Source organism: uncultured Campylobacter sp., from assembly GCF_938041645.1.
Classification (GTDB): Bacteria; Campylobacterota; Campylobacteria; order Campylobacterales; family Campylobacteraceae; genus Campylobacter_B.
This window is the reverse complement of the sequence record NZ_CALIST010000033.1, coordinates 69707-87121: the sequence shown is the minus strand read 5'-3', so window position 1 is coordinate 87121 and position 17415 is coordinate 69707. Positions and strand designations below refer to the sequence as shown.

Genomic DNA, 17415 nt, shown 5'->3' with positions numbered 1-17415 from the left:
AAATTTAAGCCTATATCTCGCAATCCTTAAAATTTCGGGCGAAATTTTAAAATTAGCCCGCAAGTCCGGTTAAAATTTTAAAGCGCTATCTAAATTTACGCTCCTACTTTAAAGCTCAATTGCGCACCGCTCCCCTTATAAAAACAAAAAATATCTCGGCGTTTTGCGCTTATACTCTAAATACTCCTGTCCGTAGGCCTGCTCACAGTAACGTTTCTCGCCCAGGACCACGAGATGATTGTATATGGCAAAGGGCACTATCACTATGAGTAGCCACAGCGACGCCGAAGTGACGCAAACGCCCGCCATGCCGAGGAAATAAAAGAAATACATCGGATTGCGCGATAGGCGGTAGATGCCGCCTTGTGCGGCTTTGTCCGCAGGAGCTGCCGCATAGTCGTAAAATGCCTTGATGAAGCCCGCAAAAGCCGCTATGTAGATCACCGCTCCGATCCAAAACCACGCGCTGCCCGTCTTAAGCGGCACGAACACCGACAAAATGAGCAGCGCTACTTGCAGCAGCGAGCTTATGATCGCATTTCGCTTGTCCGCGAGCGTGTACCAGGAGGTATCGGTAGCGCGTTTGCCGACCTCTTTGTAGACAAACATATACACGAACTGTATCAGCACCATCGCAAATGAGGGTATTCAAGCGCCCACTAGAGCAGGCTCAAGCGTCGTAAAAAATGAAATTTCCATGACCGCTTCCTTTGCTTTAAATTTTATCTTACAGCTTTGTTTTGCCCTTGTTTGCTTGTCGTTGCTTTATCCTTTTTCACCCGCCGCGAGTTTAAATTTTACTCCGCCTCGCACCGCCCGTTTTAGCGTGCTGCGGCTATGTTTGTCCGCCGCGCCGCGGGTTGGGGATGCTGCTTCTGTTGGGACAATGCGGCAATGACGCCGTCATTTAGGTATCGACTCGCCGAGTAACGATGAGATCTGCATTTTATGCGGGCGGCATCCGCACTTCAATGCACCAAAAATGCGATAGTGCCGCTTGTTTTGACGATACGACGACCGCTCGCCCGTATGACTAGACGATTTGTCTAACCGGTGTCGAGATAGGACGGGCGGTCGCTCGGCACCGATGTGCCGCCGCACGATGAAACATTCTGTGCCGATGTATCGCCGCGTGATGAGGCGTTCGGCACGGGTACTGCCTGCTAGGTGCGGCGCTGATGCCGTTGCTTCGGCACCGCGCCTTATTTACCCTCCGGATTGAGTCCTTTTAAAATATAGCCAAATTCCGTATCGCTTAGCTCGTAATTCATAAATTTTTTATAAAACGCCTTCGTTTCGGCTTTCACGTCGATGTCGGCAAATAGCTCCGGCTGAATGGTTTTGGCTGCCCATAAAATTTGAAGCACCGCGTCCGCTCCGTATCGATCCCAGTTGAAAACCCCGCGCGGATTGCCGTAAACGCGTCCATTTTTGACCGCATCCGTGCCGCTGTAGATCGGGCTGGATTTGATCTGAGCTACCGCATCTTCGTTGTGATCGCCGCCCACGATTATGATCTGCGGGTTGCTCGCGATGATCTCCTCGGCGGTGATAGTTTTCATCGGGCCTTTGGTGGCGGTGATCGCGTTCGTGCCGCCGGCTAGCTCTATCCATGAGTCGATCAGCGTGCCCTTACCGTCGATCTTTAAAAGATCGGTTCCGCCTACGATGTGAAGGACGCGCGGGCGTTTATCGGGGCTTAAATTTGCGGTGCGGCCGCTAACCAAAGCGATATTTTTATCGAGATTTGCGATCAGATCCTTCGCTCTTTGCGGCGCGTCGCCGCCTAGCATATCGCCGCACATCCTGATGCTGCGCCTCATCTGCTCGTAATCGCTAAAGCTCGCCTTTAAAACGGTAAAGCCCTGTTTGGCTAAATTTTCGCCCGCTAGTGCGGTTGAGACGATGACTACGTCGGGGTTACGGCTCATCAGCTCCTCTAAATTTACGTCGTTATTTTTTAGCAGTACTGGGATCTGCGCTAGGCGCGGATAAATTTTAAGAAACCATGCGTTTTTGCTGATGTTATCGGTGGTGGCGACGATCTTATCCGCTCCGCCCAGAGCCAGTAAAATTTGATTGTTCGAGTGCCAGAGTGCCGCGATACGCTCAACTTTTGCGGGGATTTTGACCTCAGCTCCGTCCATATCCTTGATAGTTCTAAGCTCTGCCGCGCTCGCAAAAAGCGCACCCGCTAAAAGCAGTAGTAAAAATTTTTTCATTTTTTCTCCTAAAAGGTATTGAAATATACGCTGCGATATTACAAAAAACCTCATTAAAATTGCGTAAATTTTAACCGCTGTCGCCGCGATTATTTATTATTTTTCAAAGTAAATTTTTATATAATCCATTTTAAATTTAGCATTTTTAAAGGAGAGAAAATGGATGAAATTTTGTATTTAATAGGCGCCGCCGCCGGGGTTTTAATCGCGCTTTTTATCATCGTGCCTCTGTTTTTCAGGCGCATAGTGGAGACGAACGAAGTGCATATCGTCCAGAGCGCGCGTAAGACGACGAGCTACGGCAAAGATACCGGCAACGGTAACAGCTATTATGAATTCCCAAGCTGGGTGCCGGTGCTGGGCGTTACGAAGATCGTTTTGCCCGTCTCTGTTTTTAGTATCAAGATCGAGGATTATGAGGCGTATGATCTGGGCAGACTTCCTTTCGTCGTCGATATAACGGCATTTTTTAGGATTATGGATTCAAATTTGGCCGCGCAACGCGTTAATAATTTTGAGGATCTTAACAATCAGCTTAGAAATATCATTCAAGGCTCGATCCGTTCGATCCTTTCGAGCCGTGTGCTTGAGGATATTTTGCAGATCCGCTCCGAGCTCGGAGATGATTTTACCAAGGCGGTAAAGACGCAGCTGCAAAACTGGGGTATCGAGCCCGTTAAAAACATCGAGCTGATGGATATCCGAGATAGTAGCGGCAGCAAGGTCATCTTAAACATCATGGAGAAGAAAAAATCCCAGATCGAAAAGGAAAGCCGCGTCGAGGTCGCAAATAACACCAAGCTCGCCCAGATCGCCGAGATCGAAGCCGCGCAGGCAACCGAAGTGCGCCAGCAGGAAGCAAATAAGATGGTAGGCCTTAAAACCGTCGAAAACGAGCGGGAGGTCGCGATCTCAAAGGAGCAGGCCGAGCAGCTCATCAAGGATCAGCAAAAGATCACGCAGGAAAAGGCGATGGAGGTCGTGCGGGTAAACGACGTCAAGCAGGCCGAGATCAAAAAGCAAGTGGAGATCGTAAAGGCCGAGCAGGAGCAGCGCAAGATCGAGATCGACGCCGAAGCGCGCAAAAACGCCAAAATCCGCGACGCCGAAGCGATCAAGGAAAATCAAATTTTAGTAGCGCAGGGCGATAAAGAGAAGCAGTTTCTCGCCGCCGCGGCGCTTTTGGAGATGAAGGACAAAGAGGCGCAGGGTACGCTAAAGATAGGCTCTGCCGAGGCCGAGGCGCTTAGGCTAAAAGAGCTCGCGCCCGTAAACGCACAGATCGAGCTGGCGCGCGAGATCGGCGAAAATCAGGGATACCAGACCTATCTCATTTCGATCAAACAGATCGAAGCGAACCGCGACATCGGCCTAGAGCAGGCCAAGGCGCTAAGCGCGGCGGATCTTAAGATCATCGCGAACGAAGGCAGCGTGGGCGAGGGGATGAGTAAATTCGGCGAAATTTTAAGCGCCAAGGGCGGCACGCAGCTAGCCGCGATGCTCGAAGCGCTAAATCAAAGCGAGGTCGGCAAAAAGGTGCTGGATAAAATTTCGGGCGCCAAAGAAGAGGGCAAATCCGAGTAATATTCGCAGCGCCTCGGGCGAGTAGAATTTTAAATTTATACGATAGCGGCGCTGCAGACGAGAGTAAATTTGAGCGGTCTGCCCGTCCGAGCGGTTTGGCTGTCCGCACTTGGACAAATTTAAGGCGCTAGTGGAATTTAAAGGTTGCGAAATTTCAAATACTCGCGGAATTTCAGATCTCCGTGGAATTTTAAAACGCCTCGGAATTTTAAATATCGTGAAATTTAAATGCCTCGGAATTTCAAACGCTCGTAAAATTTCACGCCCTTGTGCGCGAGCATTTAAAGACGGCGCTGTATTGCAAGTATTCGCAGAGCGCCGAAACTGCGGGTAAATTTTAAAAAATTCGCAAAGCAAGATTTAAAATTTCGGCGCTGATACATAGCGCTCACGCGAATTGCGCTTAGCGGTTATCGGTTGCCGCCAAATGATTGGGCTTTGCCGCCTAGCGGTCAAATTTTGCCGACTAGCGAGGCTAAATTTATTCGGTTCGCATGAAATTCAAGAAGCGCGAGCCGTTTGAGCAGCGTAAAATTTAACCCGCCTGCATGAAATTTTAAGGAGCGCACGATGCCAAACGCCGTAAATTCCGCACAGTACCAAGTGCACATCAAGCAGGCGGAAGCTCTTTTTAAGAGGAAAAATTTTACTCAGCGCCAAACGATAAATTTAGGTGGCGGATATGAGATCGTAAAGGACGCATATAGGCTCGGCGCGGTAAATTTTAGCGGCGGCAAATATACGCTGTTTGGCGCACCGCAGATAATAAGCTGGCGCTGTATAGATGATCGGGCGGAATTTTTCAGCCTGATCCGCCACGCAAACGGCAAATTTTACCTCGTCTTTCGCCAGGATCTATACGGCTACAGCGTGCTTGAACTGGATCGTGGGCGGATCATGCGCTTCGTGCCGGACGTCTGGATGCTCGGCAAGGAGAGCTTCATTTGGGGCGGCGTGCACTATCTGCGGGGTTGGAACGCGCTGGCGGTGGACGACTGCTACTGGGCGGCTCCAAACGGAGTGCATTTGGTAAGCTTTGCCGAGCCGATGAGCGAAGAGCAGAGATATGCAGACGTTTTAGACTGCATGCAGGGCGGTTACGACATCTACGAGCAGGCTGATTTTGCGGGCTTTGAGGGTAATGAACTGAGCCTGAAATGCTTTCGCGCGGACGCCTTGCGATATGAAAACGTAAAAATTTCGCGCGAGTATTACTGCGAATGGATGCGCGAAGCAAAACGACTATAAGCTTTAAATTTGCTAAATTTGCGCTTAAATTTAAAGACTCGCAAAACGGTAAATTTTAATTACGAGCCGCAAAAAGCGGAATTTAGAGAGACCAAAGGGGCTGAAATAAGGAATACGGATGTTTTTTGAATACATTTTAATCGGCGCCTGCGTAGGCTTTATCAGCGGATTTTTCGGCATCGGCGGCGGCACGGTCGTGGTGCCCGTGATGATGCTCTTCGGCTACGACGTCAAGTACGCCATCGGCATCAGCATCATGCAGATGATCTTCAGCTCGATTTTCGGCTCATTCGTAAATTTTAAAAGCAAAATGCTCGACGTCGCGCCGGCGCTGGTGCTGGGGCTCGGGGGCTTTTGCGGCGCGCTTAGTAGCGGCTTTATCGTAAGCTATTTCTCCTCAAAATTTCTACTGGGCACGCTTATTTTAGTGCAGATCATAAATTTAATCAAACTCTTTAAAACCCCGACCGAGCCCACTGGCGAGGTCAACGAATCAAAAATTTTGCTCTTTATCGTGGGGCTGTTCGTCGGCGCCGTGGCGATCAGCGTGGGTATTGGCGGCGCGGTATTCGTGATGCCTATTTTGATCAGCTTTTTAAACTACGACATCAAAAAGGCCGTCAGCACGGGGCTATTTTTCGTGATATTTTCCTCAAGCGCGGGCTTTCTGAGCCTTTCCGCGCACGGACTCGTGTACTACAAGATCGGCGCGTTGCTCGGCGTCGGCTCGCTAGCGGGCGTTTACGCGGGCGTCAAAACCTCGCACAAGATCGGCAAAAAAGCTCAAAAGCGCTGGATGATCGCACTTATCGTCACGATACTTTGTATAACGATAGATAAATTTTTAGACTTAGGACTTTTGACGCGGCTTGGATTTTGGGTTTCGGATCTTTTGGCTAGTTTTTAAGATTTCTAAATTTAGTCAAACATCGGCGTTTAAAACCGCTCTTTGGAGCGAAATTTACCGACTAAATTTGAGGACTTTAACGCAAAATAGCTTTTTGCTTGCGTATTTTTGATCACGGCTAAAATTTGGGTAGCAAAATTTTATCCTTAATTTGACGGATTTGCAGACGAAGTGAAAATTTAACTTGCTAAATCTCCAAATTTGCCCGACTTCGTACTTTAAATTTTACTCTCGTTTTCGGCGTTTTTAGCAAGTGTTCCTTTAAATTTGTATTTAAAATAAAACGTCCACGCAAGCGGGCAAAGGATATTTAAAACCATTGTAGTGTAATTTCCTTGCGTATTAAAAACTATCCATATCGAGGCGGAAAAACTAATCAGATAAACGACCGTGTATGCGATCGGTAGGAAACTTTTTAACTCAATCGTTATTACTAGAACATAAGCGCAAATCGTAACTAAAGATGCGATAAAAAAGCCGACGAATACCCCTTCTTTTTGGCGGTCTATATGAGCGTCAAAATAGCCGTAAATACAGCCTATAAGTATAAAAATAGCGAGCACCAGCCAGATAAATTTGAGCCAGCGCGCAAAAGAAGCCCTAAATAGCATATAGGAGCAAAATACTAAAAAATACGCATTTATGATAAAGTGGTAAAACATTAAAAAGAAGCCGTCGCCCAGAAAACCCCAGTCGTAACCGAGGCCAAATATTGCGTTATTTATCAGCCAAAACGCGCCGGATCTAGCCGCTAAAAACGCAGCCGTAAGTAAAATCGGATGTAGCAAGACCCTGCCCGCGAAAATATCTGTGCAGACGCATTTGAAAAAAATTACGATTTTTGGCATTTTGGCTCCTAGATTTGCGCTTTGATGCAAAGTAAAATTTACTCCGTTAAATTTTACGCTCGGATTTTACTGCGTTTGTTTAAATAAATTCGTCAAACTTAAAGGTGTGCTAGCTTGGCGCAGCGCTGCTACAAGCGTAAATTTTACTTTGAAAATATACAGCGCGCGATGAGAGGATTGTGAGGATTTGACTGGTCTGCTTGCAGTTGCGAGGCAGTGCCGAAGCAAAGGAAGGCGACGCTTCGTAAGTAGAGCCCCCTTCCGCCCCCAAGAGAAAAGCTTAAATTTTAAGAATGTCTGAAAGCCTGAATTTGGTAGATAGCCGCTCTTGCGAGTGAAATTTTAAAAATTCATCCAAATTTTGAGCTAGTTAAATTTTATAAACTGGACGGCGCTGTATTTATAAGCAAAGCTCGCTACTGTTAAACTGGAATTTCAATGGCGATTTGTCTTTTAAGCGCTTAAATTTTGATAAAATTCGGCTCGGCGAAATCGGCAGATAAAAGTCCAAGATAAAGGAGAAAAAATGGCGATAGACGGGGTGAAAATTATCGACAGCGACGACGGATACGATATCTATTTGACTATCACCGAGCGATATAAGGACGGCGAAAATGTTGAAACCATCCTGCAAGATGTTTTAGCGCAGGCGGAGAATTTCTGCACCGATGAGCTTTATAGCGAGATTTATTGGACGGCTCTGGCGTATTCGCTTTGGAAGATCGGTTTTTTAAACGACGAGATCCGCGAAAAAGCCCTTGCTATCATAAAAGGCGGCGCAAGCCAGATGTGGAATAAGGTCTTTGAAAAATCTCAAAAGAGCCGCCAAAAAGCGCTTGACAAATTGGCACTTCAGCTAAAAAGCGAAAACCCTAGACCGCTTAAACGGCCCAAAATTTCGAAGCAAAAAACGCCATATTTCGAGGAGGGCGACGTTTTGTCTATCCGGATGCAGCAGGGATACGGCGTTTGCTTTGTCTCGGCGGTAGATCAAACGCCCAGGAAGCTCGAGTACCACCTAGCCTGCACCAGACTGCTGCAAAAAGAGCCGCCCGGCATGGACGATTTTTTAAAAAGCAAGATCGCAGGCTCGAAAAACGGCGGCTTCCTTAGAACGGACTGCTGGTTTAATCATAAGGATTTAAAGGAGCTGCTGCCACATCTAAAAAAGATCGGTAAAGTAAAATTTACCCCGTTTAAATTGGGCGAATTATCTCCCGCGAAAGAATTGGAAGATTTTTATAATAAAATCACCGCAGATCCCAAAGTATGGGGCTTTAAGCTAGTTGATACAGCCCGTTTCGTAGAAGAGGTGATCGAGGATATAAAAGGATAAAAGCGCCGCGCGGTAAATTTTAAAATTTAACTCTGGCGAAATTTTGTAAATTTAGCCCTTTGCGGTGGAATTTTTAAAATTTAACTCTCCGCGCGCGCTTTGCTTTTTGAAATTTCATCGCTGCTTGCACTATTTAAAATTTCATCATTGCTTGCGGCGTCTTTCGCGAGCGATTTTTGAAATTCGTATTTGAAATAAAACGCCCACGCGAGCGGACAAAGGATTATTAAAATGACGGCTACGACGTCGGCGGCTTGCGCATGAAATATTACAAATAAGGCACCTATGTAGTTAAGAACATAAACAAAATCCCAAAATACCGCATTTGAGTGCTCGTTTGATATTTCGGTTGCGACCGAATAGATGCAAATACAAATTAACGAGGCGATCAAAAAGGCTTCAAGGACGCCTATTTTTTGGTAGTTTATGTCTGAAGCAAAATAACCCAGCGCGCAGGATGCTAAGATCACCGCGAGCAGAATTTTGCGTAAAATTTTAAGCGATTTGACTTCGGGCGAAGCATAGATTATATGCGCGCAAAGAGCTATAAAATAGGCACCTGCGACAAAATCGAAAAATATGTAATAAGCGAATTCTCCAAATATCCCCAAATCATAGCCGCTTCCTAAAATTTTTTGATCTATGACATATAGCGCGCCGAATTTCGCCGCTAAAAATGCAGCCGTAAGCAGGATCGGATGTAGTAGCGCCCTGCCTGCAAGCAGATCCGCATAAATGCGTCTCAGGAAATCTATCAATCTTTTCACGTTAGGCTCCTTTGAGATTTCGCCGCTTGCGGCGTCTTTCGTGAAATTTTCGCCCGTCTGGGTTGAGTTTAAATTTGATCTTAAATCGGGATAAATTTTAGCTTGAGAGCTTTTAAAAATCGCTTAGCGGCAAAGGCGTAAATTTGCGTGCTTGGAACAGGTCGCGTATTTTGAAATGCGCACCGTTCAAATCATTTCCTATCGCAAGCCGTTTTGCGGGCGAGCGCATATTGCAAAAGGCGCGGATAAAATAGGGCATCAACTAGCTCGTCCGTCCGCTCGTAGCATTTAAAATTTTATTCGATTTTTAGTTGCGCAGCCGGCTTATCCGCGGCGAGGTTGCGCACAGCGAGGTTTGCGCGCGGCCGTCTTGCTTGCGGTATGGGCTTGCGCGTAGTGAGGTTTGCGCACACGGCGAGCGGATTAAAATTTTAGTTTAGATAGTTAGCGAGGGTGCGCCCCTTTTTGCAGCGGATGCGAAGAGGGGCGCAAATTTCGTAAATTTTATAAATTATTTCGGCAGATCGCCTGGCTCAAAGCGTAAAATTTACGCACCTATAATCACAGCCGATAAAAGCCCCCATAAAATGGCTTCTATCGCTAGCACCGAGTGAAGTACGGCCTTACTCATCGCTTCTCCTTTGTTTTTAATTTTATTATTTGCCGGACTCGGACCGCTAGAGGCGTGCCCGATTGATCTATGAGCGGGATTATATAAGATGATTGTGTTCTTAATGTGTCTTTTAAAATTTACGGCGAAATTTTTACCGCCTGTCGTAAAGTGCGAGCGAGCGGCGGCAGATTTCAGACAAAATTCAGCCGTCTGCGTTAAGGCGCAGAAAATTTAAGCGAGCCTGCCGCCCGCCGTAATGCGCGGTAAAGTCGTAAGGGCGTCAAAGTTGCAGTGTGCGCTAAATTTAAAGCAGAATTCCGATCTCGTCGCGGCGCGCGAGGCGGCCGCAGCAAATCGACATAAAATTTAAAGTAGAATTTTATGTGAATGCGGCGCGCGACACGCCCGCGCTTTTTTACGTCGTCAAAGCTTACATCGGCGCGACTTCGCCTGTGGGCGAAATTTTATGGCGAGCTACGAATTACAAGACGCAGATCATCCGCACCGTCTTGATCTGAAATTTAAAGCGGAATTTTAACGCGCGCCTCGGTTCCGACGCCCGGTTCGCTTTCGTATTCGATCTGCCCGCCTAAAATATCGAGCGCTCTGCGTACGATGCTAAGCCCAAGTCCGCTGCCTAGCTCTTTGTGCGATTCCTCGCACTGATAAAATCGGTCAAAAATTTTATCCAGCTTCTCGCGCGCGATACCGATGCCTTCGTCTTTGATGCTCACCTGCGCAAAGCCGTCGCAAGCGCGGCAACGGACGAAAATTTTACCGCCCTGGCGCGAATACTTAAGCGCGTTTTCGATTAAATTTCGCCAAATTTGATTTAGCAGCCCCGCGTTTGATCGCACGCTAAGCGGTGATAAATCTAGCTCAAACTCGTGTCCTTCGTAGCTTTGGCTCAGCGAGATGATGCATTGCCGCAGCTGCTCGTCGATACGTACCGTCTCATCCAGGCACACCGCTGCACCGCTATCAAGTCTCGTTAGCTTTAGCATATCGGTGCAGAGCTTGCTTAGGCGGTTTGCTTCCGCGCCGATGGAGGCTGCATATCGCACCGCGCGTTCCTCGCTCACGCCGCCCTCTATCATCTCGCTTAACGCGGCGATCGAGGAGATCGGCGTTTTCATCTCGTGCGAGACGTTTGAGACGAACTCCTTTTGTAGCTGCTCGTGCTTTTGCAGCTTCTGCGCCATTTTATTGACGTTTACTACAAGCTCGTCCAGTTCGTGCATATAGACGTAATCAGTGCGGTATCTGTGTATCTTACGCTCGGCGCGCGCCTCAAAATCGCCGTTTGCGATCGCAGTGATCGCGCCTAGTAGCCGCTTGATTGGGCGGAATAAAATTTTAAGTCCGAAGTAAAGTAGGGTAAAATTTAGCGCCATCGTGATTAGGCAGATGATCGCGCACAGCGCCACTCCGTCCCAAAACCCGCCGATCTTGCCGCCTATGCCTATGTAAAAAAGCATGCAGACTGCAAAGCAGACGATGAAATTTATCACGCCGAATGCGAGCGAGGAGTAAAACGCGATGAAGCTTTTGAGGCTGATGAGGTATTTTTTCATGCTCGTTCCTTTTTTACGGCTTTGTAGCCGAGCCCGCGCACGGTGATTATCTCAAAGTCCTTGGAGTTTTCAAATTTTGCCCGTAGCTTTTTGATGTGCGTATCGACGACGCGCTCGTCGCTGTCCGTTTCGTAGCCCCAAATTTCGCTCATTATCTCAAACCTCGTAAAAATTCTGCCCACGTAGCTTAGTAATAGAAACAAAAGACGAAATTCCTTCGGCGCCAGGCTTATCCGCTCGCCCGCCGCGCAGACGCTTAGCGTATCATAATCAAGCTCGCTTCCGCCGATGAGAAGCCGCTTTTCGTTCGCGATCTTTGCGCGCCTTAGTAGCGCATGCACGCGCAGCACGAGCTCTTTTAAATTTATCGGTTTGCTCATATAATCGTCCGCGCCGCTTTTAAAGCCCGTCTGCATATCCTCGATCTCGCTTTTTGCCGTTATGATCAGTATCGGCTGGCTCTTGCCGTCGCGCCTAACGTACCTGCTAAGCTCAAAGCCGTCCATCTTAGGCATCATCACGTCTGAGATGATCAGATCGAAATGCGCCTCATCCAGCGCCTCTGCTGCCTGCTTGCCGTCGAAGGCGCAGCTCACGCTAAAGCCCTCGTCAAGTAGTTTTTCCCTTATCGCCGAGCTCAAAGCCTCGTCGTCTTCGACCAGTAAAATATTAAGCATAATCGCTCCCGTTTTGATAAATTTATGCGCTTAAATTTATACATAAAATTTTAAGAAACAATGAGATATTATACGTAAATTTTTTCAAGGAGTAAAGAATGAATTTCAAAAAAACCATATCGGTTGCCGTTATTGCGGCTTCGGTGCTGGCGCTATTTAGCGGATGCGCGAAAGAGAGCTCTCGCGTAGTGCAAACCCCTACGGTAGCGAGCCTAAACACCAACTACTCGGGCGAGCGGATAGCCGTGTCGGTAGGACGCTTTAACAACCAGTCCTCTTACAACAACGGCGTGTTCTCCGACGGCGAGGACAGACTGGGCAATCAAGCGCAGACAATTTTGATCTCAAGCTTACAACAAACAGGACGCTTCTCGGTGCTTGATCGCACAAATATGCGCGCCATCAAAGAGGAAAGTGCAATCTCCAAAAGCGCGCAAAACTTAAAGGGCGCCAGATACGTTATCACCGGCGATGTGACCGAGTTTGGTCGCAAGACGACCGGCGATCATCAGCTGTTTGGAATTTTGGGTAAAGGAAAGACTCAAACCGCGTATTCTAAAGTAAATTTAAACATCGTTGATGTTAGAACGTCCGAGGTGGTCTTTTCGACTCAGGGCGCGGGCGAATACGAGCTATCAAATCGCGAAGTGCTAGGTTTCGGCGGCACTGCGGGCTATGATTCGACGCTAAACGGCAAGGTGCTAAGCCTAGCGATCATCGAAGCGGTCAATAATCTCGTAAACGGCCTTGAAAACGGCGCGTTTAAAGTGAGATAAGGATAAAATTTGAAAGCAGGTAGCGCTCTTGCTCTTGCTGCTGCGGCCGTGATCTTCTGCGGCTGCGGCGGCGGGAGCCGGAATCAAATTTATTACTGGGACGGCAGCTACACGGACTCGACCTATCAGTATCTAAAGCAGGAAGGCGACGTAGGCGAGCAGATCGAAGCGCTTGAAAAATCTATCCAAAAGGCATACGAAAAGGGACTCAAAGTCCCGCCTGGGCTTTATTCGCATCTGGGGCTTTTGTATCTAAGCGCGGGCAACGGCGCGAGGGCGAGAGAGAACTTTGAAAAAGAAGCTCAGGCTTTCCCTGAATCAAAGCCGTTTTTGACCTTCGTTACAAACCCCACCGCGCTTAAAAAAGCTGAGGCTGCGACCAAGCCCGGCGCCGATAAAGCTCAAGGACCAAGCGGACGCGAAGCCGCCAAAACGGCCTCTGCAAAGCAAGGTAAAGCTGCCGCAAAGCAGGGCGGCAAAACGAATAAAAAGGCTAAAAAATGAAAAATAAAGCTCAAATAGCGATTTTTAGCGTATTCGTGGCGCTGTTTTTTAATGCGTGCGCTCTAAGTGAGCCTGAAATTTACGACTACTCGGCGCTTCAACAGGCTAAGCCGCGATCGATTTTGGTGCTGATGCCGACAAACGAAACAACCGAAGTGGATGCAGGTCCCGCCGTGCTTGCCAACGCGATCTATCCGCTAAGCGAGGCGGGCTATTACGTATTTTCGCCTGCGCTCGTGCATGAGACCTTCAAAAATAACGGAATTTACGAGGCGAGCGAGATCCAAAACGTCTCCGCGCACAAGCTAAGACAGATTTTCGGCGCAGACGCCGTGCTATACATGGACGTCGTCAAATACGGCACTTCGTATATGTTGCTAAATAGCGTAAGCGTTGTAGCGGTCAATGCCAAGCTTGTGGATTTGAGAAGCGGCGCGACGCTTTGGGAGGGTTCGGCGCAGGTAAGCGACGACTCAAGCAGAGGTAGTAACGATCTTGTAGGCATGCTGATCTCCGCGGTTATTAAACAGATCGGCGATACCGTCTCCGACGCGGGATACAAGCTCTCTGCGAGCGCAGATGCGATGCTGCTGGGCCAAAACTGCAACAAATGCTTGCTCTACGGCCCGTATTCGCCGCACTACGGACAAGATCGACAGCTTGGTGGCGGCAAATAAATTTTAAAAAGGACAAAAATGAAACTAGCCGAGGCGCTGATACTGCGCGCCGACATACAAAAACGCATCGAGCAGCTAAAATCAAGGCTCGCGGACAACGCGAAGGTGCAAGAAGGCGAGAAACCGAGCGAAGAGCCAAAGGCGCTGCTAGCCGAGCTAGACGCGCTTACGGGCGAGCTTGAGCGGCTAATCGTTCGGATAAATTTAACCAACTGCACCGCAAAAGCGGACGGCAAGAGCCTAACCGAGCTAATTGCTAAACGTGACGTGCTCACGCTAAAAGCGGGAGCACTACGGACTTTCGTGCAAGCTTCCGCGCAAAAAGTGGATGTTTATTCTCGCAGCGAGATTAAAATCCTAAGCACGGTCGACGTCGCGGCGCTGCAAAAGCAAGTAGGTGAGCTAGCAAAGCAGATCAGGCAGCTTGACACGACGCTGCAAGGCGCAAACTGGCAGACCGATCTGACCAACTAAAGCGTCAAATTTAGCGGCGAAATTTGAAAGGATTTCGCGAAAAATAAAATTTCGGGTAAGTATCGCAAGAGGCGAGTACGAAACTCACCTGCGAAGCAGGTTTATGGCAGCGCTCGCGGAAACGGGCGCACCCCTTTTACGATTTATTTTCAGTAAATTTACAGGGGCAATATAACTACGCAATGTAACTACCGCGTACTGATCTAGCGATACCGAGGGCGGGAACGGGGAAATTTAAAAACGAAATTTTGATTTTAACGGCGCGGTTTGCGGGCTTGCGACGAAATCTAGCGGCGATTTGGGCGGGCTTGACGCTCAAATTTGCGTTAAATTCATGCGTGCTTGCTATTTTGCATTTTAGCTGCGAGCGTCAAATTTTACAAAAATCATAAAAATTAGCCAAATTTAAAGGATGAAATTTGAAATTTAAAACCCTTGCATTAGCGACCGCGTTTTTCTTTGCGACTGGCATAAATGCGGAGCTCGCAACAGAAGCGAATTCCATAAATTTTAGAAAAACGAGCGGCGCGGAACAAAATCTCGCGGACGCAAAAGACGCTAAATTTCAAAACGCGCGATTTGAAAACGCAGGTACCGCAGCACGCGGCACAAACCCAAACTCATCGCAAAAAGTAACCCTCATCGACGAAGCGAAAAATTTCTACCGCGTGGACGAGCTGCTATTTCGCAGCGCTCAGCTTGATAGAAGCTACGCCGCAAAGCTGCACGAGCTTGGTATCAAAAGCATCGTAAATCTGCGCCATTTTAGCAGAGGCGGCGATAGAAGGGCATTTGGGGATCAATTTTGGCTCGCGAACAAGCCGCTTCAAAGCTGGGAGATAAAGCCCGCGCAGATAGCGGACGTCTTGCGCACTATTCGCGAGCGCCAAAAGGAGGGCGCCGTGCTCGTGCACTGCTATCACGGAGCCGATCGCACGGGGCTTGTGGTGGCGATGTACCGTGTGATCTATCAGGGCTGGAGCCTGGACGCCGCACGCAGCGAGATGATAGAGGGCGGATACGGCTTTCACTCCATGTGGCAGGATATCGCGGGCTTTTTGACGCCACAAAATGAAGCGCTCGTAAGAGCCGAGCTTGGAATTTAGACGAAATTTCGCCCGCCCGATCAGACGGCGTGAAATTTGCATTCGACTTTTAACGACGCTATAAACCAAATTTGATGACGATATCGCCGATATATCCGAAGTGAGATAAATAATTTTTAAGAAGCCTTAAAGCTATAAAACTTAAAAATTTATCCGAAACAAAGTAAAATTTGAGCGGCAAATTTAGCAAAAGGAGCGATCGTGGAAAATTTATTGCTGGCGCAACTGCGCGAGGCGCTACCGCAGGGTATGCGCGTGCCGAGCGAGCTTGAGGCGCTTTATGCGTGGATCGAAGCAAACGGCTTTTATGACGACGCGGGCGGGCGCAGACGCGGCTATCTCTACCCGCAAGATAGGCTGCAGCAGAGCTGGAGCGACGATGAGCGCAAGGGCGGCACGGACATCGTCTTTTTCACGGATGAGCCGAAAAATCGCGACGAGGAGCTAAGGTATTGGTTTTACGGCGAGGATCGCGAGCTTGCCGCGGAGATCAAGCAGCGGCTTTGCGTGTTCGCGGGCAGCGGCTCGGAGGGCTCGATGTGCGCGCTGTGGCTGGACGATGCGGGCGAGACGAAGATCGTACACATGGGCTCCGGCTCGGGCTCGACGATGACCTGCATTTTGACTCATAGCGGGCTTGATTTTTTACGGCTGCTTGCTATCGGATACGATGAGATCTGCTGGGGTGAGGATTTTAGCGCGCCGCCAAACAGCGAGGATGACGATTTTATCGTGCATCCAAACGTGAAATTTCAGCAGTGGGTAACACAGACGTTCAAAACGACGATCCCGCAGACTGCGCTTGAGCTCGTCACTCCCGCGCATCTAGACGACGAGAACCCGAGCGATGAGTTTTTGATCTGGGTAAATCGCGTCGCAGAGTGGTGGCAGGCGCTACTTTACTTTAAATCTCTTTTTGGATCTTGGGTTTGCGCGCGCAGAGCAGCAAGCGCTAAGCAGCTCGGCGCGGAGGCATCGTATTTTGCACCGCTTTCGCAGTAACTCTCCTTGATACCTGCCAGCTGACGCACTTTCTAGCAAGATGAGTGATTGTTGTTTTGACATTGATGAGGATGAGCTTGGCGGGCTCATGACAGCATATACAGCTCAGTAGCGGTAAACGCGTAGTTCGCAGCGTTTTATGAATTTAGCGGAGGGTTTGAGCCGGGTGGGCATGCATAGTTTTTTAGCGCCTTGTGGAAATTTAAGACGAGTATTATTGCGAGCGGGTGCAAATTTTTAGGTAAAATTTTATGCTCATTGATTTTTATATGGCTGCACTAAAGCATGCTCTATACGGAAAAATTTCGTATAAATTTTTAACGTAAACTTTGCCCATTTAGGGGGAGAGGAGAAGGGAATAAAATTTTACGATCAAAAGGGTGGGGGATTATTCAGCAAGCTGCGTGTGCAACGCAAAAATAGCGATCCAGGAAGCGTGCCAAGCAGTACGGATGAAACGAGACGATCTTCATCCGCCACTTTTTAAAATAAAATTTCGCGACTAAAAAAGCGATTTTGCCTTTGTAAATTTTAAAATTTTGCTAAAAATTCTTCGTATTTTTCTGCACTTTTTGCGATATATTCGCTATCTGGATGAAATGAAAATCCATAGCCAAAGTGGCACGGCAGCAGCTTGGCGCCTGTAAAATTCATCGCGCATTTAAAAGGCGTGATAACTTCTTCTATGTCAAATCCGATCGTGCCGTCTTTTTTATAGTTGTTTCGCTCGTCGCCGATAGTGATCGCTAGGGCGAATTCTTTACCTTTTAGCTTGTCGCCGGTGCTGCCGTAAGCCCAGCCGTAGGCAAATACATCGTCGAACCATCGCTTTAAAAGCGGCGGATAGCTGTACCAATAAAGTGGAAACTGAATGATAATTTTATCGTGGCTCAAAAGTAACCCCTGCTCGCGCGCTACGTTTATTTTGCCGTTAGGATAAGCGGCGTAAATTTCGTGAATATCAAATTTATCCGCTTGCTTTTTGGCTACCTCGCGCCACGCCTTGTTTGCGTGTGAGCTTGCCATATCGGGATGAGCGATGATGATGAGATTTTTCATATTTTATCCTTGTTTTAAATTTCTTACATTATATGTTTTTT

Annotated in this window: 19 protein-coding genes; 12 read left to right on the top strand and 7 right to left on the bottom strand. The window is 48.1% G+C overall.

The annotated features are described in order from the left end of the window. Positions 1-135: 135 nt before the first annotated feature. Both Q0600_RS05560 and Q0600_RS05555 read right to left on the bottom strand, forming a co-directional pair. Positions 136-609 carry an isoprenylcysteine carboxylmethyltransferase family protein gene (locus Q0600_RS05560; RefSeq protein WP_298757876.1) on the bottom strand — a complete coding sequence of 158 codons (474 nt, stop codon included), beginning with the start codon at positions 607-609 and terminating at the stop codon, positions 136-138. A 593-nt stretch (positions 610-1202) separates the two neighbouring features. Beyond that, positions 1203-2222, bottom strand: a complete 1020-nt coding sequence (locus Q0600_RS05555; protein ID WP_298757875.1) for an ABC transporter substrate-binding protein — start codon at positions 2220-2222, stop codon at positions 1203-1205. A 159-nt stretch (positions 2223-2381) separates the two neighbouring features. On the opposite strand from Q0600_RS05555, the gene Q0600_RS05550 reads away from it, so the two are divergent. The 4 genes from Q0600_RS05550 (at position 2382) to Q0600_RS05535 (ending at position 5961) form a co-directional block, all read left to right on the top strand. Further along, a complete protein-coding gene (locus Q0600_RS05550) occupies positions 2382-3806 on the top strand; it encodes an SPFH domain-containing protein (RefSeq protein WP_298757872.1) in 1425 nt (474 codons plus the stop codon). 130 nt (positions 3807-3936) lie between these two features. After that, entirely contained in the window at positions 3937-4140 is a 204-nt protein-coding gene (locus Q0600_RS05545; protein ID WP_298757869.1) for a hypothetical protein, read from the top strand. A gap of 236 nt (positions 4141-4376) precedes the next feature. After that, a complete protein-coding gene (locus tag Q0600_RS05540) occupies positions 4377-5054 on the top strand; it encodes a hypothetical protein (protein WP_298757866.1) in 678 nt (225 codons plus the stop codon). 118 nt (positions 5055-5172) lie between these two features. Then, on the top strand, positions 5173-5961 hold the full coding sequence (locus Q0600_RS05535; RefSeq protein WP_298757864.1) for a sulfite exporter TauE/SafE family protein: 789 nt from the start codon (positions 5173-5175) through the stop codon (positions 5959-5961). Between the two features lie 218 nt (positions 5962-6179). Here Q0600_RS05535 and Q0600_RS05530 read toward each other — a convergent pair whose 3' ends face one another. After that, complete coding sequence (locus Q0600_RS05530) at positions 6180-6809, bottom strand: hypothetical protein (protein ID WP_298757863.1); 630 nt, start codon at positions 6807-6809, stop codon at positions 6180-6182. A 526-nt stretch (positions 6810-7335) separates the two neighbouring features. Between Q0600_RS05530 and Q0600_RS05525 the strand changes: the two genes are divergently transcribed. Then, positions 7336-8145: a hypothetical protein gene (locus Q0600_RS05525; RefSeq protein ID WP_298757861.1), complete on the top strand. Its 810-nt coding sequence runs from the start codon at positions 7336-7338 to the stop codon at positions 8143-8145. Between the two features lie 80 nt (positions 8146-8225). On the opposite strand, the gene Q0600_RS05520 is transcribed toward Q0600_RS05525, so the two are convergent. Continuing rightward, positions 8226-8912, bottom strand: coding sequence for a hypothetical protein (locus Q0600_RS05520; protein ID WP_298757858.1), 687 nt, complete (start codon positions 8910-8912; stop codon positions 8226-8228). A gap of 996 nt (positions 8913-9908) precedes the next feature. Here Q0600_RS05520 and Q0600_RS05515 point away from each other — a divergent pair. After that, entirely contained in the window at positions 9909-10043 is a 135-nt protein-coding gene (locus Q0600_RS05515; protein WP_298757855.1) for a hypothetical protein, read from the top strand. 3 nt (positions 10044-10046) lie between these two features. Here the strand turns inward: Q0600_RS05515 and Q0600_RS05510 are convergent, their stop codons facing one another. Both Q0600_RS05510 and Q0600_RS05505 read right to left on the bottom strand, forming a co-directional pair. Beyond that, entirely contained in the window at positions 10047-11099 is a 1053-nt protein-coding gene (locus Q0600_RS05510) for a HAMP domain-containing sensor histidine kinase (protein ID WP_298757853.1), read from the bottom strand. Continuing rightward, a complete protein-coding gene (locus Q0600_RS05505; protein ID WP_298757850.1) occupies positions 11096-11776 on the bottom strand; it encodes a response regulator transcription factor in 681 nt (226 codons plus the stop codon). The genes Q0600_RS05510 and Q0600_RS05505 overlap by 4 nt, the downstream gene beginning before the upstream one ends. Before the next feature lie 98 nt (positions 11777-11874). On the opposite strand from Q0600_RS05505, the gene Q0600_RS05500 reads away from it, so the two are divergent. The 6 genes from Q0600_RS05500 (at position 11875) to Q0600_RS05475 (ending at position 16315) form a co-directional block, all read left to right on the top strand. Beyond that, positions 11875-12552, top strand: coding sequence for a CsgG/HfaB family protein (locus Q0600_RS05500; protein ID WP_005870708.1), 678 nt, complete (start codon positions 11875-11877; stop codon positions 12550-12552). A gap of 9 nt (positions 12553-12561) precedes the next feature. Further along, the gene (locus Q0600_RS05495) at positions 12562-13056 is read left to right on the top strand and encodes a DUF4810 domain-containing protein (RefSeq protein WP_298757848.1); all 495 of its coding nucleotides are present in this window, start codon (positions 12562-12564) and stop codon (positions 13054-13056) included. After that, positions 13053-13733 carry a DUF799 domain-containing protein gene (locus tag Q0600_RS05490; protein ID WP_298757845.1) on the top strand — a complete coding sequence of 227 codons (681 nt, stop codon included), beginning with the start codon at positions 13053-13055 and terminating at the stop codon, positions 13731-13733. Before Q0600_RS05495 ends, Q0600_RS05490 begins: the two co-directional genes overlap by 4 nt. A gap of 18 nt (positions 13734-13751) precedes the next feature. Then, a complete protein-coding gene (locus tag Q0600_RS05485) occupies positions 13752-14207 on the top strand; it encodes a DIP1984 family protein (protein ID WP_298757843.1) in 456 nt (151 codons plus the stop codon). A 419-nt stretch (positions 14208-14626) separates the two neighbouring features. Next, the gene (locus Q0600_RS05480) at positions 14627-15313 is read left to right on the top strand and encodes a tyrosine-protein phosphatase (RefSeq protein WP_298757841.1); all 687 of its coding nucleotides are present in this window, start codon (positions 14627-14629) and stop codon (positions 15311-15313) included. A gap of 201 nt (positions 15314-15514) precedes the next feature. Further along, on the top strand, positions 15515-16315 hold the full coding sequence (locus Q0600_RS05475) for an SMI1/KNR4 family protein (RefSeq protein WP_298757839.1): 801 nt from the start codon (positions 15515-15517) through the stop codon (positions 16313-16315). 531 nt (positions 16316-16846) lie between these two features. Here Q0600_RS05475 and Q0600_RS05470 read toward each other — a convergent pair. Then, complete coding sequence (locus Q0600_RS05470; RefSeq protein WP_298757837.1) at positions 16847-17374, bottom strand: NAD(P)H-dependent oxidoreductase; 528 nt, start codon at positions 17372-17374, stop codon at positions 16847-16849. Between the last annotated feature and the right edge of the window lie 41 nt (positions 17375-17415).